Source organism: Kitasatospora sp. NPDC088861 (assembly GCF_044750105.1).
Classification (GTDB): Bacteria; Actinomycetota; Actinomycetes; order Streptomycetales; family Streptomycetaceae; genus Kitasatospora.
This window is the reverse complement of record NZ_JBIVJF010000027.1, coordinates 7,153-24,876: the sequence shown is the minus strand read 5'-3', so window position 1 is coordinate 24,876 and position 17,724 is coordinate 7,153. Positions and strand designations below refer to the sequence as shown.

Here is a 17,724-nt window from a genome sequence, read left to right as displayed (position 1 = left end):
GGCGCCGCGCGGCCGGGGCGGTCGCCGGACCGGGGCGTTCTCACTCTGCTCTCACGTGTTGCACACCGGGCTCGTCCATGCCCTGTCCGGCGCACGGTCGAGGCGAATTCCCTCAGTGCCCTCGAGACCTGTCGTGGCCCGGATCTCTGGCGACGACACATCCGACCCGCGAACGAAGGAAACATTTCACGATGAAGAAGGCTGTGCGCAATGCCCTGCAACTCCTCGTGGTGAGTGCGGTGCTGGCCGGCGGGGCGATGGCCGCGACGAGCCCCGCGCACGCGACCCTGCCCGATGTGTCCTGCGGCACGATCACCTCCGCCGACACCACCGCCGCCGCCCAACTGAACCAACAGCTCACCGGCAGCCTGCGGAACGCGATGAACGCGTACCGGATGTCCTGCGCCCGGGCCATCGTCAACACCGTGCGGGCCAACGGACTACCGCAGCAGGCCGAGGTCATCGCGATCACCACGGCGATCGTGGAATCCACCCTGCGGAACAACCCGAACATGGAGGACCACGACAGTGTCGGCCTGTTCCAGCAGCGGGCCTCGTGGGGCACCACCGCGCAGCGGCTCGATCCGGCGACGACGACCCGCAAGTTCATCAGCGCGATGCTCTCGACGTATCCGAACAACACTTGGCAGAGCAAGCCGATCGGCGAGGTCTGCCAAGGCGTCCAGCAGTCGGCCTATCCCGACCTCTACCAGGTTCAGGCGGCCGACGCGCAGAAGATCGTCAACGCCATCGGCCAGAGCCCCGCAACTCCGGTGGGGATGACGGGTTTTGCGTCGGCTGACTTCAATGGTGACGGGAAGACCGACCTGGCGGCGGTGGACGCGGCGACGGGGAAGATGTATCTGTACCCGGGCACCGGTGTCGGTACGTTCGGTGAGCGGAGTCTGATCGGTACCGGTTGGGACACGGTCAGCAACGTGACACCGGGTGACTTCAACGGTGACGGGAAGATCGACCTCGCCGCGGTGAACACCGCCAACGGGAATCTGTACGTCTATCCGGGCAATGGCGCCGGCGCGTTCGGCGCGCCGTGGTCGGCAGGTACCGGCTGGAACAACCTGGACCACCTCATCGGAGGTGACTTCAATGGTGACGGTAAGTCGGATATCGCCGCGGTCGGCACTGGCGACGGGAATCTGTACGTCTATCCGGGCAACGGCGCCGGTTCCTTCGCGGCGCCGATCAACGCCGGTACCGGCTGGAACACCCTGGGCAAGTTCGCCGGCGGTGACTTCAATGGTGACGGTAAGTCGGACATCGCCGCGGTCGGCACTGCTGACGGGAATCTGTACGTCTATCCGGGCAACGGCGCCGGTTCCTTCGCGGCGCCGATCAACGCCGGTACCGGCTGGAACATCATGCGCGACCTCATCGGCGGTGACTTCAACGCCGATGGCAGGACCGACCTCGCCGCCGTCCAGGCCCCCCAGGGATCGACGGGTGACATGTACTTCTACCCCGGCACCGGCCAGAGCACCTTCGGCAACCGCACCAACATCGGCACCGGCTGGTAGCCGCCCCCCAACCCAGTCGCCTGCACACACCATTCACCAGATCGAGGTAGACAGCCATGCCCAAGAACAGCCGCTTCCGCCGCGTGTCCGTTCTCGTTCCGTTAATCGCCGCCGTGGCCGCCGCGGGCCTGACCGCGCCGCCCGCCCAGGCCGGCTCCTCCCTCGGAGGCCCCGTCAACCGATCCGAGATCTTGCAGCGCGCCCAGTACTGGGACGCCCAGAACGTCCAGTACAACCAGGGCGCGACGTACGGGGACGGCGACGGCCATACCTACCGCACCGACTGTTCAGGATTCATCTCGATGGCTTGGCACCTGTCGGCCACCGGGCTCGGTTCGCCGACCACCAATACCCTCGACAGCCGATCGCTGAGCACGCGCATCAACAAGAGTGAACTCCGCCCCGGCGACGCGCTGGACAACATCAGCGACCACGTCGTGCTCTTCGTGAGGTGGAACAACCAGGCGACCGGGGACTTCACCTACATCCACCAGTCGAACCCGAGGACCGACGTGACCTATGGGAACGGGAACGTCTACAGCGGAAACATCTCAAGCTACCCGGCAAGCAGCTACGTGGCCCTCCGTCTCAACAAGGTCGTTGAAGACAACACCACGCCTCCGCCGGCTACTCCGGTGGGGATGACGGGTTTTGCGTCGGCTGACTTCAATGGTGACGGGAAGACCGATCTGGCGGCGGTGGACGCGGCGACGGGGAAGATGTATCTGTACCCGGGGACCGGTGTCGGTACGTTCGGTGAGCGGAGTCTGATCGGTACCGGTTGGGACACGGTCAGCAATGTGACACCGGGTGACTTCAACGGTGACGGGAAGATCGACCTCGCCGCGGTGAACACCGCCAACGGGAATCTGTACGTCTATCCGGGCAATGGCGCCGGCGCGTTCGGCGCGCCGTGGTCGGCAGGTACCGGCTGGAACAACCTGGACCACCTCATCGGAGGTGACTTCAATGGTGACGGTAAGTCGGATATCGCCGCGGTCGGCACTGGCGACGGGAATCTGTACGTCTATCCGGGCAACGGCGCCGGTTCCTTCGCGGCGCCGATCAACGCCGGTACCGGCTGGAACACCCTGGGCAAGTTCGCCGGCGGTGACTTCAATGGTGACGGTAAGTCGGACATCGCGGCGGTCGGTACTGGCGACGGGAATCTGTACGTCTATCCGGGCAACGGCGCCGGTTCCTTCGCGGCGCCGATCAACGCCGGTACCGGCTGGAACATCATGCGCGACCTCATCGGCGGTGACTTCAACGCCGACGGCAGGACCGACCTCGCCGCCGTCCAGGCCCCCCAGGGATCGACGGGTGACATGTACTTCTACCCCGGCACCGGCCAGAGCACCTTCGGCAACCGCACCAACATCGGCACCGACTGGTAGACCCTGAGTTCCGCTCCCGCTCTGAGCTTGGCGTTTATCGTCGCAGGTCACTCGACCTGCGACGACGAACGCCAAGCTCAGAGCTCGGGGAGCGGGCAGCCCCGGCCGCTGCCGATCAGCTTGTTGACGATGCTCAGCGCGTCCTCGTGGCGGAACAGCACGGCGTACGGCAGTGCCGCCGCCGAGTGCCGTCGGACCAGTGTGGTCTGGTCCTCGGGAAGTTCCGGGTCCGCGACCAGCTCTGCCTGTGCGAGCAGTTCGGGTTGGTCGGTGCGGACCAGCTCCGCAGCGCAGAACCGTTCGAGTTGGTCCGGCCACGCCACGGCGACGCTCGGGCGCGGCCCGGGGGCAGCCGCCGGGGTCGCCAGCCAGGCCCGCACCGGGTCGTCGGAGGGGACGCGGCCGGGTTCGAAGAACGACCAGAACGTTCCCGGCCACATGGCGGAGGCGCGGTAGGCGGTGATCGACACATGGCTGCCCGTGGTCAGGTCGACTGCCAGGTGCACCGGTACGCCTTCCTCGTACCAGTGCGCTCCGTACTCACAGACGGCGAAGCGACGTCCGTCGTGGTCGAGGAGTACGAACGAGGTGTTACGGCGGCGCTCGGTGGCCAGGTCATGCCGTGTCACTAGGACGTCCAGCAACTCCTGGTGCCGTTCCGGTAGTTCCTCGCGGGAGAGGTCGAGCACGGGAGCCTCCAGGTCGACTGTTCGGCAGATCGGGTTCCCACTCTGCCCGTCCGGGGGCGATGAGGTGTGCGAATTCGATGTTTCGGGACGTCCCGTCTCGGCTGATCCGGTCCGAGCGCCCGGCGGTGGCCAGGTGGCGAACCGGCCGGTGGGGCGGCCGCTGTTCGGGCGGTGTCGGCGCCCGAGGCCGTGGGTTGTCCTGAGGTCCCCGGTGACCGGCGCGACGACTGACGGCGGGTCATCGCAACTCCCGGGCAGTGAGGCGGAGTTCCTCTGCTGCCGGTCTGCCGAGGCCCTGACCCGCCGTCGAGGGATCACCGCTGGCGGAGGCCGGCCTGATGGTCGATCCACGGGCCGATCGAGGCGGCGCCGTCCGTCAGGATGCCGAGGTGGTTGTCATGTGCCACGGTCTGGAAGGTGTCGTCGGCCGGGCGGCCGGCTTGTGCCGCGTAGGCGATCACCCGGGCCGGGTTGAACACCTCGTCCTGGGCGCCGATCCACACGCCGAGCGGCTTGGTCAGGCCGCGCAGCACGGCGGCGCTGTCGTCGGCGTTCTGCGCCAGTGCCATGTTCACCGTGTAGCGCGGGACCAGCTTCGCTGACTGGACCTCCTGGGACGTGTACGCGAACCCGAGCGCCGGGGTGTGTCCGTCGAGCACGTGGTTGCTGACCGCGTTGACCACGAAGGCGCGCTGGCAGACGGTGGCGAAGTTCGAGCCGCCGCTCACCTGTTCGGTGTCGGAGTGCAGGCCGAAGTCCGGGGCGAGGAGGACGTAGCCGGCTACCTGGTCGTCGATCCGGTCGAGGCTGTTGAGTACCAGGCCGGCGCCGGCCGAGTGGCCGCCGACGAAGAGCGGCAGTTTCGGCTGCTGCCGGTGCACGAAGTCGACCATGGTCCGGGTGTCCTGCCAGACCTGTTCCGGCGTCGGCGCGTCACCGCGCGGGCCGCCGGAGGCGCCGTGGCCCCGAATGTCCACCAGGTACGTCGCGATGTGGTGGTCGTCGGCGAGTTCGCGGCCGAGCGGGAGGTACCCGGCCGCGCTGTTGGCGCCCGAGCCGTGGTAGAACACCAGGCTCGCGACCGGGTCGGCGGGGAGGTACGCGTGGTACGCGAGCGGCACCCCGTCGGTCGCGGCGACCCGCCCGGTCGGGTCGGCGTTCGTGGCTGCGGTGGTCTGGTCCTGCTGCAATCCGCCCACCGCGGGCGTGGGGAAGGCGCAGGGCATCAGCGCGGCGGCGGCGCCCGCACCGGTCAGCACGCCCAGCGCGGCGACGGTGACACCCAGCACGCCCAGCGCCCCCACCCATCGGCGCAGCAGCGGCGCCCGACCGGCTGCTGTGCGCTGTGTCGCGGGCCCGTCCGCGGCGCCCTGCTCCAGCCAGCGGCGGACCGCAGGTTTGCGCAGCCGCCCGTAGGCCAGCAGCGGCAGGACGAGTCCGGCCGCCGGCAGCGCGCTGCCGAACCGGAGGGCCTGGTAGACCCGGATCGCCGCGAGCAGCCCGAGCAGCACCAGTAACCGGCCGAACAGCCGTGTTCCGGGCCGGCGCAGCCGCCAGACCGTCCACCAGCAGCCGAGGCCGAAGACGGCCAGCAACACGCCGAAACCCCGGGTGGTGGCCGGGTAGGTCGGGTTCTGTTCCAGTAGGCCGTTGAGTACGGTGGCGACGCCCGTGAAGAGCAGCAGCATCCGGATCACGGTCACGTCGCGTGGTCGCCGCCCGGGCAGGTCGCGGTCAGCGGACATCGTCGGACTCGCTGGAGGCGCCGAGTTGTTCGGCGATCAGGGCCTGGGCCTGGTCGCACCAGGCGAGTTCCGCGTCGGCCAGGGCGATCGTGTGGGCACGGACCAGCCAGGTGGCCGGGACGGTGTCGGCGCTGCGCTCGGTCTGTTCGGGCCATTGGGCGCCGGGCACGGTCGCCGTGGCCTGATCGCGGCGCCCGCGTGCCTCGTCGCGGCGCTGCTCGATCAGCCGCAACATCGCCCGTGGACCGGCGTGGTCGCTGAACAACAGCTTGACCATGCCCTCGTCGCGCCGCTGCGCCGGCTGGGCCGGGAGGCTGAGCCAGCCGTCCAGGGCTGTCGCGCCCTGCTCGGTCAGCTGCCAGACGGTCTGCCTGCCCCGCTCGGCGGCCGGCTCGTCCGCGGCGATCAGGCCGTTCGCCTCCAGGTGCTTCAGTTGCGGGTAGAGCTGGCCGTAGCTCACACCCCAGAAGTGTCCGACGGAGCGCTGCACGGCCTGCCGCAGCTGGTAGCCGTTGCGGGAGCTGAGCGACAGGAAGCCGAGCACCGTCCATCCCGTGGGCGTGAGCTTCGGCAGTCCGATGTCGGCGGCGTGAGGATCCTCGCTATATCTTCCAGATAGGGTCATGGGGCGAACGTACCATTCCCGCGGACCCTCGGGGCGGCGGCCGATCCCGGCCACCCGGAGTCAGCAGTTGAGGCAGGAACAGGGGCGGCGGACACGAGAGCAGGTGCTCGATCCTGATGGTCCGGTGGGCAACGGAATCGGCTTGTGTGGGCCTGCCATCGGCTGGGAGGCTCAGAATCATGATCGACAAGCACGTCGGAGCAGCGGAGACCACGGACGGCGCCTGGTGGCTGCGGGGCGTACCCGCGGCCGAACTGCCCTGCGGCCAGCGGCCGGAGTGGGCCGAGTTCGCCGAATCGGCCCTCTCCCGCGCCGAATCGGCCCTCTCCCGCGCCGAGTCGGCGCCGCGCGTGCCGACCGGGGAGCTGCCGGGCATCACCGGCTTCGCGGCCGTGCTGGCGCCCTTCGCCGAGCTGGCCGGAGTGCGACTCCCGACCGCCCTGCTGGACGCCGTGGCCGACCTCCGGGCCATCCGGGCGGACTTCGTCCGACAGCTCGCCGGTGCGCTGGCCCGACTGGCCGCCCGCACCCTCGTGCTGGAGCTCAACGTCGCGAGGGTGACGGGCCGCCTCGACGGCGCGGCACCATCAGACCGGTTCCGGAGCTTCCTGCTTCTGGCCGGACGTCAGGACGGGCTGTCCGCGCTGCTGGGCGAGTACCCGGTGCTCGCCCGCCTCCTGGCGCAGGCCTGCCGCCACGGCGGTTCGGCGTTGGCGGAACTGCTCGACCGGTTCGCCGCCGACCGGGCCGACATCGTCGCCACCCTGCTGGCCGGCGCCGACCCCGGGCGGTTGGTCGCGGTCGAACGGACCACGGGCGACGGGCACCGCCGTGGGCGCAGCGTCGCGGTGCTGCGGTTCGCCGACGGTACCCGGGTGGTGTACAAGCCGAGATCGCTGCGCGTGCACGGGCGCTTCAACGAGCTGGTCGGCTGGTTCAACGCGCGGCCCGGTACACCGGGGCTGCGGGTCCTCGCTCTGCTGGAGCGTGACGGGTACGGCTGGGTGGAGTTCGTCGCGCCCGGCTCCTGCACGGCGGAGCGGCAGTTGGAGCGGTTCTACCTCCGGCAGGGTGCGTGGCTGGCGCTGCTGTACGCACTGGACGGCACCGACCTGCACTTCGAGAACCTGATCGCCTGCGAGGACGAACCCGTCCTGGTCGACGTCGAGACCCTCTTCCATCCGTGCGTCCCGGCCGACTCGCAGGAGGATCCGGCGGCTCGCGCGCTGGAGTCCTCGGTGTACCGCAGCGGCCTGCTGCCGCGTCTGTTGCTCGGCGACGAGACGGCGGTCGACGTCTCTGGCCTGGGCGGTGACGCGGGGCGCCGCTCACCGGTGGAGGGTGTGGACTGGGCGGCCGGCGGTACGGACGAGATGAGACTGGTCCGCCGGGCCGGAGAGATCACCGGCGCCGGGAACCGCCCCCTGCTCGACGGAGCCGAAGCGGACCCGGCCGGGTACACCGAGGCCCTCGTCGCAGGCTTCCGCGCCGGATACCGCGCGATCGAGGCCGGCCGGGACGAACTCGTGGGACCACAGGGCCTGTTGCGCGGGTTCGCGGAGGACGAGGTGCGCGTGGTGGCCCGGGCCAGCCTCGTCTACGCGACGCTGCTCGACGAGTCGACCCACCCCGACGTCCTGCGGGACGCGGCGGACCGGGACGAGATCCTGAGCCTCCTGGGGACGGACGCGCTCGAAGCCTCCGGTTGGCCCGCGCTGCTCGATGAGGAGATCGCCGAACTGTGGGACGGCGACATCCCGTTGTTCACCACCCGGCCGGGTTCGTCGGACCTCTGGAGCGGCACGGGTCGCCGGCTGCCCGGCGTACTCGACCGGCCGGGTCTGGACCGGGTGTCGGACAAGATCCGGGCGATGGGCCGAACGGACCGCGACGAGCAGGAGTGGATAGTCCGGGCGGCGATGGCCGGCAGGTCCACCGCCTCCGCCCACGGCGTCGGCGCCCCGCCCGGGCTTCCTCCCCGGCCCGCCCGCGGATCCGCCCTGGATCCGGCACGGCTGCTTGCCGCCGCCCGGGGCATCGGCGACCAGCTGGTGGACAGGGCGAAGCAAAGCGGGACGCGCATCAACTGGCTCGGGCTCGAACTCCTCGCGGACCGGTACTGGCGGGTCGGACCGTCCGGTGCCGACCTGGGCGCCGGCTACCCGGGGGTGGCGCTCTTCCTGGCGCAACTCGCCGGCCTCACCGGCGAGGCGCGCTACGCGGAGGTGGCCCGCCGTGCTCTGCGGCCGCTGCCCCGCCTGCTGGAGCGGCTTGCGGAGCACCCGGAGGAACTCGGTGTCGTCGGGTCCGGGGCCTTCGCCGGTCTGGGCGGTATCGCCTACGGCCTCACCCAGGTGTCCACCACCCTGGACGACGCCGAGATCCGCAGCTGGATCGGACCGGCCGTGGCCCTCACCACCGCTGCGGCCCGGGCCGAGGACGCGTCCGGTGTCTTCGACGGCACCGCCGGCGGCCTGGCGGCCCTGCTCTCGGTGCACGCGGCCACCGGCTCCGCCGAAGCCTGGCAGGGTGCGCAGCTGTGCGCGGCCCGCCTCGCCGATCGTCCCCTCCCCGCCGCCCCCGGCTTCGGTACCGGATCGGCGGGCATCGGCTGGGCTCTGCTCAGGTTCGCGGCGGAAGGCGGCGGCGCCAGGTACGAGCAGGCGGGGCTGGCCGCCCTGCGGGCGGCGGTCGGGCAGGACCTGGACCACTCCTGGTGCACGGGCCTGCCGGGCATCGCGTTGGCGGCCTCCGACAGCGCAGCCGGGCCGACGGAGCTCGTCGACAGCGCGGTCAGGGTGCTCGCGCTGGGTGACCCACTGCCCAACCACAGTCTCTGCCACGGTGAACTCGGCGCCCTCGAACTGCTCACCGGTACGGCCGAGCACTCCGTTGGGCACACCGTGCGGAACCGGCGCGCGGGCGCGCTGCTGGAGACGCTCGACCGGAGCGGACCGCGCTGCGGCACCCCTGGAGGGCTCGGCACACCCGGCCTGCTGACCGGGCTCGCCGGTATCGGACACGGTCTGCTGCGGCTCGCCGCCCCCGAACGAACAGCTTCGGCGCTGCTGCTGCAGCCGCCGATCACGCCCCGGTCGTCATCGTGGACGCCGTGGCCTCAGGAAAGGAACGGCCGAACACCATGAACACCCCCGATCTGGTCCGCCAGTGGAAGCAGCCCGGCATGCGGCAGGGCGAAGCCGTGGATCACCCCGCCGGGGAGATCAGGCTCCGGGCGGCCGGCGGGCTTGCCCGTCGCACCGCTCTGCTCGCCGCGCACGACGGCGTGCGGTTCTCCCACCAGTTCCCGACGATGACCTTCACCGGCGGCCCCGAGGTGAGCCGGTAGCCGGCATCCGCCGACCGGCAGCCGGTGCCTCCGACAGGGTCGCACCGGCTGCCGGGTGTGAGAAACCCCCCTTGATCCATTCCTGTCGGACCGTCACAACCCTCCAGTAACCTGCGCGGTATGCGTACAACCTCGTCGGTCACCATCGGCCGGGAAGCCGAACTTTCCCAGCTCAGCGGCGCCTTGACGGCGCTCCGAGAGAGGGCGGGTCGTGCCGTGTTCCTGCTGGGAGATGCCGGGATCGGCAAGTCCCGGCTGCTCGGCGACTGCTGCGGCCAGGCCGCCGACCTGGGCCTGCCGGTCCTGCGCGGCCGGGGCAGCCCGACGAGCGCGGGAACCCCCTTCCGCCCGCTCGTCGAGGCGCTGTCGTCCCGTTTCCGGACCAGCGGGCCGCCCGAGGACGCGGAGCTCGAACCCTACCGTCCGGCCCTGGCCCGGGTCGTTCCGGAATGGCGGCACACCACCGTCCCCGGCTACCCCGAGAGCGTGGTCGAACTCGCCGAGGCGCTGCTGCGCCTGCTCGCCGTCCTCGGGCGGGGGACGGGCATGGTGCTGGCGCTGGAGGACCTGCACGACGCGGACACCGAGACGATCGCCGTCGTCGAGTACCTCGTCGACAACATCGCCGGACTGCCGGTGCTGCTGCTGGCCACGCTGCGCCCCGAACCCGGGGCCGCCTTCGACCTGGCCCGCGCGGCCGAACGGCGCCGGACGGCTTCCCTTCTCCCACTGCGCCCACTGGCCGCGCCGGACGTCCGCGCGATCGCCGGCGGCTGCCTCGCCGTTCCCGTCGACGAGGTACCGGTGGCCGTGGCCGACCGGTTGGCCGAGGGCGGCGACGGGAACCCGTACCTGATCGAGGAACTGTTGAAGGAGATGGTCGGCTCCGGGGCGCTCCGCCTGGAGGCCGACGGCTGGCACGTGGTCCGCGACCTCTCCGCGACCGTTCCGGAGAGCGTCGTCCAGAGCTACGGGCACCGGATCGATCTGCTGGACCCCGCGCTGCGGGAACTCCTGCTGATCGGGGCCACCCTGGGCGCCCGCTTCTCGGTCGGCACGCTCCGGCTCATCACCGGGCACGACGAACAGACCCTCTTCGCCCATCTCAGGTCCGGCGTCGAGGCAGGCCTGCTCGTCCCCGACTGGGCCGGTACGGACCAGTACGCGTTCCGGCATGCGCTCACCGCCGAGGCGCTGCTGGCGAACCTCCCCCGGGCGGAGCGCGCGGCCATCGCCCGCCAGGCCGCCACGTCGCTGCTGGAGGCCGATCCCGAGCTGACCGACGGCCGGTGTCAGGTGGTCGCGGGGCTCCGTCTCGCCGCCGGGGACGAGGCCGCGGCGGCGCTGGCGTACGCGGAGGCGGGCCGACGGGCGCTGGCCGACGGCACGTCGGGGTCGGCGGTCCGGTTGCTGGAGCGCGCTCACGACCTCGCCGACCAGGCGGACCGGACCGACATCACGGAGGCGCTGCTGTCCGCCCTCGCCGAAGCCGGTCAACTCGACCGCGCCTTCGCCTCGGCGGACACCCTGCCGTCCGTCGGGGCGGGGTCTCTCGGCACCGACCGCAGGATAGCGCTGCACACCCGGCTCGCCTGGGCCGCCGTGATCGCGGAACGGAGCGCCGACACCATCGCGCACGTGGCGGCGGCCAGGGCGCTCCTCGACAGCTGCGCCGGCCCCGAGCAGACCGCCGCGCTGGCCGTGGTCGAGGGGCACCTCGCCCTGCTCCCGGGCCAGGGCGAGCGGATGGTCGACGCCGAGCGGTCGGCCCTGGAGGCGGCGGCGGTGGCGCAGCGCGAGGGGCTTCCGGTGGTCGCCTGCCAGGCCTGGCAGTTGCTCGCGCTGCTGGCCCGGGAGCGGGGCTTCGACGACGCGGACGAGTGCCTGCGGCGGATGCTGGCCGTCGCCGAGACCCACAGCCTGCCGGTCTGGCGCATCGAGGCCGCGCTGCGGCTCGGCGCCAACAGCTTCATGCGGACCGGTGACACCCGCACGCTCGAACAGGCGCGGGACGCCGCGCGAGGGCTGGGTGCCATCATGCTGACCCAGCGCGTGGAGGCACTGCTCGCGATGAACGCGGTGCTCACCGGGAACGGCGCGAAGGCGCGCGAGACCATCGACCGCTGCCTGGACGCCAGCGCGCGGATGAGCGACCTCGGGACCCACCGCTACCTGCTGCTCACCTCGGCGACGCTCGCCGCGCACGCGGGACGCCGCCGCGAGATGGAGCACGAGCTGCTGCTCTTCCGGCAGTCCGGTGGTGGTGAGTCCTTCCTGACCCCGGTGATGCTCGGCCTCTGTCGCACGATCTGCGCGCTGTTGGAGGAGGACCGGATCCAGGCGGTCACCGAACTCGCCGCCGCGGCGGCATGGGAGGAGCGGCACCCGAACGTCTTCTACCTCTCCGGACGGTACGGGCTGGGCCCCCTGCTGGACGTTCTCGCGGGCACCGCAGGCCGGGCCGAGTACGAAGCCGTGGCCGCCGCCCCGGCGGCGGGGCTGGTCTGGAACCGGCAGTTCCTGCTGCTGGCCCACGCGGTCCTGTTGGGCCGGGAGGGGCGGGCCGAGGAGGCCGCCCTGGCCGTCCGTAGGGCCGAGCAGAGTGCCGGGCTCTTCCCGATGGCCCATCACCTCGGACTGCGGCTGGTCGCCGAGGCGGCGATCGCCGACGGCTGGGGCGAGCCGGTGGCATGGCTGCGCACCTCCGAGGAGTACTTCCACGACCACGACATCCCCTCGGTGGCGGGCGCCTGTCGGGCCCTGTTGCGTCGCAGCGGCGCGACGGTCGCCCAGCGCCGCAGCGGGTGGGACCGGATCCCGGCCCAGCTGCGCGCGCAGGGCCTCACCGCTCGCGAGTACGAGATCCTCGCCCTGCTCGTGGAGCGGCCCGGCAACCAGGACATCGCCCGGCGGCTGTCCATCTCGCCGCGCACGGTGGAGAAGCACATGGCCACGCTGATCAGCAAGACCGGCAGTCCCGACCGTGCGGCGCTCTGCCGGTTGGCCATCGAGGTCTCCCCCCGTGCCTGACCCCGTGCCTGACCCCGCGACCGGCCTGCGGGTACCGGGCGATGAACGTCCCGGTCCGGGAACCTACGTGCCCGCCGGCCGGATTCGCCCGGTCGCCGACCGGAACCTACGTGGGCCGCCCCGATGCCGGGCCGGCGGATCGCCGGAAGGATCGGTGATGCAAACGGAGCAGAGCGGTCCGCCGCCGCCCCGCACCGCCGCTCCCCACCGCCGCAGGAGGCCCGCTGATGACAGGTACGAGAGCGACGCCGAGCGCGGTCCGCGACGAGGACTCCGACCTGCTCCCGGACCTCGTGGCGTCGGTCCTGCACCGGCTGGGTGCGCGCGGCTGGACGGTCGGTTCGCGGGAGTTCTGGTGCCACGTCGCTCCGGAGGGCCGCACCATCCCGGCGCAGGGGTGGAAGCTGCACCTCTCGGCGACCCCGCTGTCCGCGCCCATCGTCCTCCTCAAGGCAGCAGAGGTCCTGGTCGCCGGGCGGGCCTCGTTCAAGTTCGCCGGCACTCTCGACCGGGTGACCGAACTGGTCTCCGCGAGCTACGACCGGGGTGGCGGTGGCAAGTTCATCACCGTCTATCCGGATGACGACGACCACTTCCGCGCACTCGCCGAGGAGCTCCACCACGCCACCCGCGGGCTGCCCGGCCCGGGCATCCTCTCCGACCGGCCGTACCGCCCCGGCAGCCTGGTGCACTACCGCTACGGCGTCTTCACCGGCACGACGCAGCTCGGCAACGACGGCACCGTCGAGTCCCTGCTGCGCACCCCCGACGGCGCTCTGGTCAGGGACCTCCGCCTGGCGCGGTTCAAGCCACCGGCCTGGGCGCGGTCGCCGTGGCCGCAGCAGCGGCCGGAGCCCGGTCCGCAGCCGCAGCCGCAGTCGCAGCCCGGTTCGCAGCCGCAGGCGGCGAGCCGTCCGGCCGCCGTCCTTCTCGACGGCCGCTACGTGGTGCGCTCGGCCGTCCGGCACACCTACAAGGGCGGGGTGTACTACGGCACGGACCGGGAGACCGATCGGCAGGTCGTCATCAAGGAGGCCCGACGCCACGTCGGGTCGACCGTCGCCGGCACGGACGCCGGCGACCTGTTGCAGCACGAGGCGCGGATGCACGCGGCGCTGGCACCCCTGGGCGTGTGCCCGCAGGCGTTCGGCGTGTTCACCCAGGGGGGCAATCTCTACCTCGTCCAGGAACGCGTGGACGGAGAGAACCTGCGGGACTGGGTGGTGGCGAATCCCGCGCCGGTCAGCGCCGTCCTGCTGGACCTGGTCGAGCAGCTGGTGACGATCGTCGAGCGTGTGCACGCCGCCGGCCATGTGCTGCGGGACCTGAACCCGAACAACCTCATGCTCACCCGAGACGGGGCGCTGCGGCTGATCGACCTGGAGATGATCGTTCGACCGGGCGACCAGGTCCAGCGCGCCTACACCCCGGGGTATGCCGCGCCCGAGGTGGTGGCCGCGGAACACAGCGGCCCGGCGCCGGACTTCACCTCGGACCTGTTCAGTCTCGGCGCGGTCCTGTTCCACCTGGCGAGTGGCGCCGAGACGGTGCTCGCCGCGGACCGCCCGACAACCCGCACGAACGGCGAGCGTCTGGCCCTTCTGGTGTCCCGGGCCCTTGCCGACAACCCGGTCGCGCGGCCGTTCGCCCCCGCGATCCTCGGGCTGATGGCGGAGTCCGTCGATCAGCGGTGGAGCCTGGAGCGGCTGCGCGAGCTCCTGGCCGAACTGCGGTCCGGCCGGCCGGAGCTTCCCGGGGAACCGGCACGCCCGGTCCTTGCGGCGGACGTCGAGGAGCGGGTCCTGGCCGACGGGCTGACCCACCTGCTGGACACCATGACCCCGGCCGGGCAGCCGCGGCTGTGGCCCGCCGACGGGTTCGCCGCCCTCAACGACCCGCTCAACGTGCAGCACGGCGCCGCCGGGGTCCTGGCGGTGCTCACCGCGGCCGACGTCGCGCGGACGGACCCCCGGCTCAGGTCCGGGGTCGCCGAGGCGGCCGACTGGACGGCGGGCCGTCTGCGGCTGGACGAACCACAGCTCCCCGGCCTGTACTTCGGCCGCTCCGGCACCGCCTGGGCACTGCTGGACGCAGCCCGGCTGCTGGACGACGACAAGCTGGCCGACACCGCGGCACGCCTGGCCCGGGCGGTGCCGGTGCGCTGGCCGAACCCCGACGTCTGCCACGGCGCGGCCGGCGCGGGTCTGACACAGCTGCACTTCTGGCAGGCCACCGGCGAGCCGGACTTCCTGGCCCGGGCGGTCGAGGCCGCCGAGGGGCTGGTGGCCGCCGCCGAACCGGGCCGGTCCGGAACGCTCTGGCCCGTTCCGAAGGACTTCGACTCCGCGATGGCGGGAGCCAAGCACCTGGGATTCGCCCATGGCGTCGCCGGAATCGGCACCTTTCTCCTGCTGGCCGGCCAGGCCACCGGACGGGACGACTTCCTGGCACTCGCACAAAGCGCCGGTGACACCCTGGTGGCGGCAGCGCGGACCGGCGACGGTGCGGCCTGGTGGCCCGAGAGCGACCACGACGAGAACGCCCCCTTCCGTCCGCCCTACTGGTGCAGCGGATCCTCGGGAGTGGGGACCTTCCTGGTGAGGCTCTGGACCGCCACCGCCGACCAGCGCTACCGGAACCTGGCCGAACAGGCGGCAGCAGAGGTGTACCGCAGGAGGTGGCAGCTCTCTCCGGCGGCCTGCCACGGACTGGCGGGCAACGCGGAGTTCCTGCTGGACCTGGCCGCCGCCCTGGACGACCCGGACTACCGCCAGCGGGCGGCGGAACTCGTCGCCTGTGCCCACGCGCGCCACACGCTGCGCGACGGTCTCCTGCTCCTGCCCGACGAGTCGAACACCGAGGTGACGGCCGGTTACAGCGGTGGGACGGCCGGCATGCTGGCCGCACTGGTCCGGCTACGGCACGGCGGCACCCGGCTCTGGCTGCCCGACTCCCTCGCACTCTCCGTGCCGACGGACGAGCCGGTCGGGATCGAGGCCGGCGCATGGTGACCTGGACCCCGGCTCCGAGCCGCGCGCCCGAGTTGCCCGTGGTGCCCGCGCTGCCGGCCACCCGGACGAGTTTCGCCTTCTCCGCGACGGCCGAGCATGCTGCGTGCCTGACGACAGGCTCGCGGGGCGGCCTGGTGCCCGAGCACCGGTCGTTCGACGGGCCGTCGTCCCGGCGCCGGACGCTCGCGCTGGAGGAGTCCCTGCGGACCCAGCCGCTGCCGACCGAGGACGGGAGACTCCTGCTGCTGCGTGGTGCGGCCGGCCGGCACGAACTCGTCCTGGCCGACCCGGAGACGGGGCGGGCCGGTGAGCGCCTCACCGTCGAGCGCCTCACCGTCGAGTGCCGCGCGCTGCGTCTGGTCGCCTCCGCCGAACCGGGCACCCTGGCGCTGGCGGTCCGCTCCGACAGCCCGGGCCGGTCGACGCTGTACCGGGTGCTCGACAGTCCGTTGCGGTGGGAGCCGGTCGCGGCCCTGCCCGGCACGGTCGGCCGCATCTGCGGGTTGGACCACAGCGGACGGCTGCTCGGCGTGGCCCTGCGACACGAGAGCCGCTCCCGGACCGTACTCGTCGATCTCACCGACGGCAGCCACCACGACCTGCCCTGCGCGCCCGGCCGGGAAGGCGACGCCCTCCTGCTGGCAAGCCCGTCCTCCGGTCTGCTGCTGATGGCGACCGACACGCCACAGGGACGCCGGCTGGCGTGGAGATCCCTGGCCGATCCGGCCGGACTGCGCGCCCCCGAGCGGCTCAACACCATCGACGGCGCCGTCCTGCCACTGGCCTTCGACCCGGCCGGTGAGCGGGTGGCCCTGCGAGTGCTCCGCGGAGCCCGGGCCCGGCTGCTGGTCCACGACCTGCGCCAGGACCGGCTCACGGAGGTGCCGCTGGCGGCGGGGGCGGTCCAGCAGGTGGCCGGCTGGGGGCGCAGTGGCCTGCTGGTGCCGGTCTCCACGGCGGACCGCCCGGCCGAGATCGCGGTGCTCTCGCCCGAGGCCACGACGGAGTGGGCCCCAGCCGGAAGCCAGGCGGCGGGACGCTCGCGAGTCGAGCGGTTCTCCGGCCCCGCAGGGCAGTTCGAGGCCGTCTGCCAAGGCGACTGGCGCAGCGCCGACGCCGTACTGGTCGCCCTGCACGGCGGGCCCGAGGCGGCCTGGGACCTCGGATACGAGCCGGTGCTGCACCGGCTCGCCACCGCCGGCATCGCCGTCGTCGCCCCGAACCAGCGCGGCAGCACCGGCTACGGGGCCGCGCACGCCGAGGCCCTGCACGGCGCCTGGGGCGGACCCGACCTCGCCGACATCCGCGCCCTGGTCAGAGCCCTCGCCGCAGGGCGCCCCGGATCGGCGCCACCGCCCATGCTGTACGGGGTCAGCTACGGTGCCCATCTCGCCCTGCTGGCGGCTGCCGCGGACCCGCAGCTGTGGTCCCGCTGCGCCGTCGTCGCCCCCTTCCTGTCCGCCGCCCGGCTGCACGCTCAGGCGTCGCCCGCGGTCCGTGCGCTCATCGACCGGCTCGGCGGCCGGACCGAGGTCGAGGACGGACTGGGCCCCCGCGACCTGTGGACCCTCGCCGACCGGATCCGCACCCCACTGATGATCGTCCATGGCACGGACGACCGGACGATCCCGGTCGACCAGTCCCGGCAGCTGCGGCAACGGCTGCTCGACACCGGCCACAGCGAGGGCACCCACTTCCGCTACGCCGAAGTACCCGGCGGCGGACACTCCCCGCTGGAGAACCTCGCGGGCGCGCACCTGCGGGAGCAGCTGGTGGAGTTCCTCTCCCAGCGCCCCGGGAACGCGTGAGGACCGCTCGGGACCGCGGGACCAGAGACTCACGGCCATTCGGGCCGTGCGACGCCGGTACGGCCGGCGTCATCTGCGACGACCTTCAGGAAAGGGGGTGAACACGATGACCGTTGATGTCGATGCGCTGCAGGCGCTGGACGGGGAGGAGGAGGCCGCTGGTCTGCGGCCCTGCCAGAACACCTGTAGCTGGACCTGCACCTACACCGGCCAGTGATGTCGGGTCGGTCGGATGGTGGGTTTTCTGCCTGAAAGGGGGTGAACACGATGACCGTTGATGTCGATGCGCTGCAGGCGCTGGACGGGGAGGAGGAGGCCGCTGGTCTGCGGCCCTGCCAGAACACCTGTAGCTGGACCTGCACCTACACCGGCCAGTGATGTCGGGTCGGTCGGATGGTGGGTTTTCTGCCTGAAGGGGGGTGAACACGATGACCGTTGACGTCGATGCGCTGCAGGCGCTGGACGGGGAGGAGGAGGCCGCTGGTCTGCGGCCCTGCCAGAACACCTGTAGCTGGACCTGCACCTACACCGGCCA

At 72.1% G+C, this 17,724-nt stretch carries 13 protein-coding genes; 10 read left to right on the top strand and 3 right to left on the bottom strand.

All coding sequences use genetic code 11. The features are described 5' to 3' along the window. Positions 1–191: 191 nt before the first annotated feature. Both ACIP37_RS30865 and ACIP37_RS30860 read left to right on the top strand, forming a co-directional pair. The gene (locus ACIP37_RS30865; RefSeq protein WP_400810700.1) at positions 192–1,535 is read left to right on the top strand and encodes an FG-GAP repeat domain-containing protein; all 1,344 of its coding nucleotides are present in this window, start codon (positions 192–194) and stop codon (positions 1,533–1,535) included. Positions 1,536–1,591: 56 nt separating this feature from the next. Then, a complete protein-coding gene (locus ACIP37_RS30860; RefSeq protein ID WP_400810701.1) occupies positions 1,592–2,932 on the top strand; it encodes an FG-GAP-like repeat-containing protein in 1,341 nt (446 codons plus the stop codon). A 77-nt stretch (positions 2,933–3,009) separates the two neighbouring features. On the opposite strand, the gene ACIP37_RS30855 is transcribed toward ACIP37_RS30860, so the two are convergent. The 3 genes from ACIP37_RS30855 to ACIP37_RS30845 all read right to left on the bottom strand — a co-directional run bounded on the left by ACIP37_RS30855 (position 3,010) and on the right by ACIP37_RS30845 (position 5,991). Next, positions 3,010–3,621: a hypothetical protein gene (locus ACIP37_RS30855; protein WP_363586631.1), complete on the bottom strand. Its 612-nt coding sequence runs from the start codon at positions 3,619–3,621 to the stop codon at positions 3,010–3,012. 314 nt (positions 3,622–3,935) lie between these two features. Next, entirely contained in the window at positions 3,936–5,366 is a 1,431-nt protein-coding gene (locus ACIP37_RS30850) for an alpha/beta fold hydrolase (protein WP_363632205.1), read from the bottom strand. Then, positions 5,356–5,991 carry a PadR family transcriptional regulator gene (locus tag ACIP37_RS30845; protein WP_363586629.1) on the bottom strand — a complete coding sequence of 212 codons (636 nt, stop codon included), beginning with the start codon at positions 5,989–5,991 and terminating at the stop codon, positions 5,356–5,358. Before ACIP37_RS30845 ends, ACIP37_RS30850 begins: the two co-directional genes overlap by 11 nt. Positions 5,992–6,170: 179 nt before the next feature. Here ACIP37_RS30845 and ACIP37_RS30840 point away from each other — a divergent pair, with 179 nt between their 5' ends. From ACIP37_RS30840 to ACIP37_RS30805, 8 genes are all read left to right on the top strand, one after another. Then, on the top strand, positions 6,171–9,137 hold the full coding sequence (locus ACIP37_RS30840; RefSeq protein WP_400810704.1) for a type 2 lanthipeptide synthetase LanM family protein: 2,967 nt from the start codon (positions 6,171–6,173) through the stop codon (positions 9,135–9,137). Then, on the top strand, positions 9,134–9,340 hold the full coding sequence (locus tag ACIP37_RS30835) for a hypothetical protein (RefSeq protein WP_363586627.1): 207 nt from the start codon (positions 9,134–9,136) through the stop codon (positions 9,338–9,340). Before ACIP37_RS30840 ends, ACIP37_RS30835 begins: the two co-directional genes overlap by 4 nt. A 120-nt stretch (positions 9,341–9,460) precedes the next feature. Continuing rightward, a complete protein-coding gene (locus ACIP37_RS30830) occupies positions 9,461–12,370 on the top strand; it encodes an AAA family ATPase (RefSeq protein WP_363586626.1) in 2,910 nt (969 codons plus the stop codon). A gap of 227 nt (positions 12,371–12,597) precedes the next feature. Further along, positions 12,598–15,381, top strand: coding sequence for a class IV lanthionine synthetase LanL (gene lanL / locus ACIP37_RS30825; protein WP_363632208.1), 2,784 nt, complete (start codon positions 12,598–12,600; stop codon positions 15,379–15,381). Further along, positions 15,375–17,189 (top strand): alpha/beta hydrolase family protein, encoded by a 1,815-nt coding sequence (locus ACIP37_RS30820; RefSeq protein ID WP_400810707.1) that lies wholly within the window; start codon positions 15,375–15,377, stop codon positions 17,187–17,189. The genes lanL and ACIP37_RS30820 overlap by 7 nt, the downstream gene beginning before the upstream one ends. A gap of 106 nt (positions 17,190–17,295) precedes the next feature. Continuing rightward, on the top strand, positions 17,296–17,406 hold the full coding sequence (locus tag ACIP37_RS30815; RefSeq protein WP_363586623.1) for an ALQxL family class IV lanthipeptide: 111 nt from the start codon (positions 17,296–17,298) through the stop codon (positions 17,404–17,406). Positions 17,407–17,456: 50 nt separating this feature from the next. Beyond that, positions 17,457–17,567, top strand: a complete 111-nt coding sequence (locus ACIP37_RS30810; protein WP_363586623.1) for an ALQxL family class IV lanthipeptide — start codon at positions 17,457–17,459, stop codon at positions 17,565–17,567. 50 nt (positions 17,568–17,617) lie between these two features. After that, a partial coding sequence (locus tag ACIP37_RS30805) for an ALQxL family class IV lanthipeptide (RefSeq protein ID WP_380424506.1) occupies positions 17,618–17,724 on the top strand: 107 nt, incomplete at its 3' end.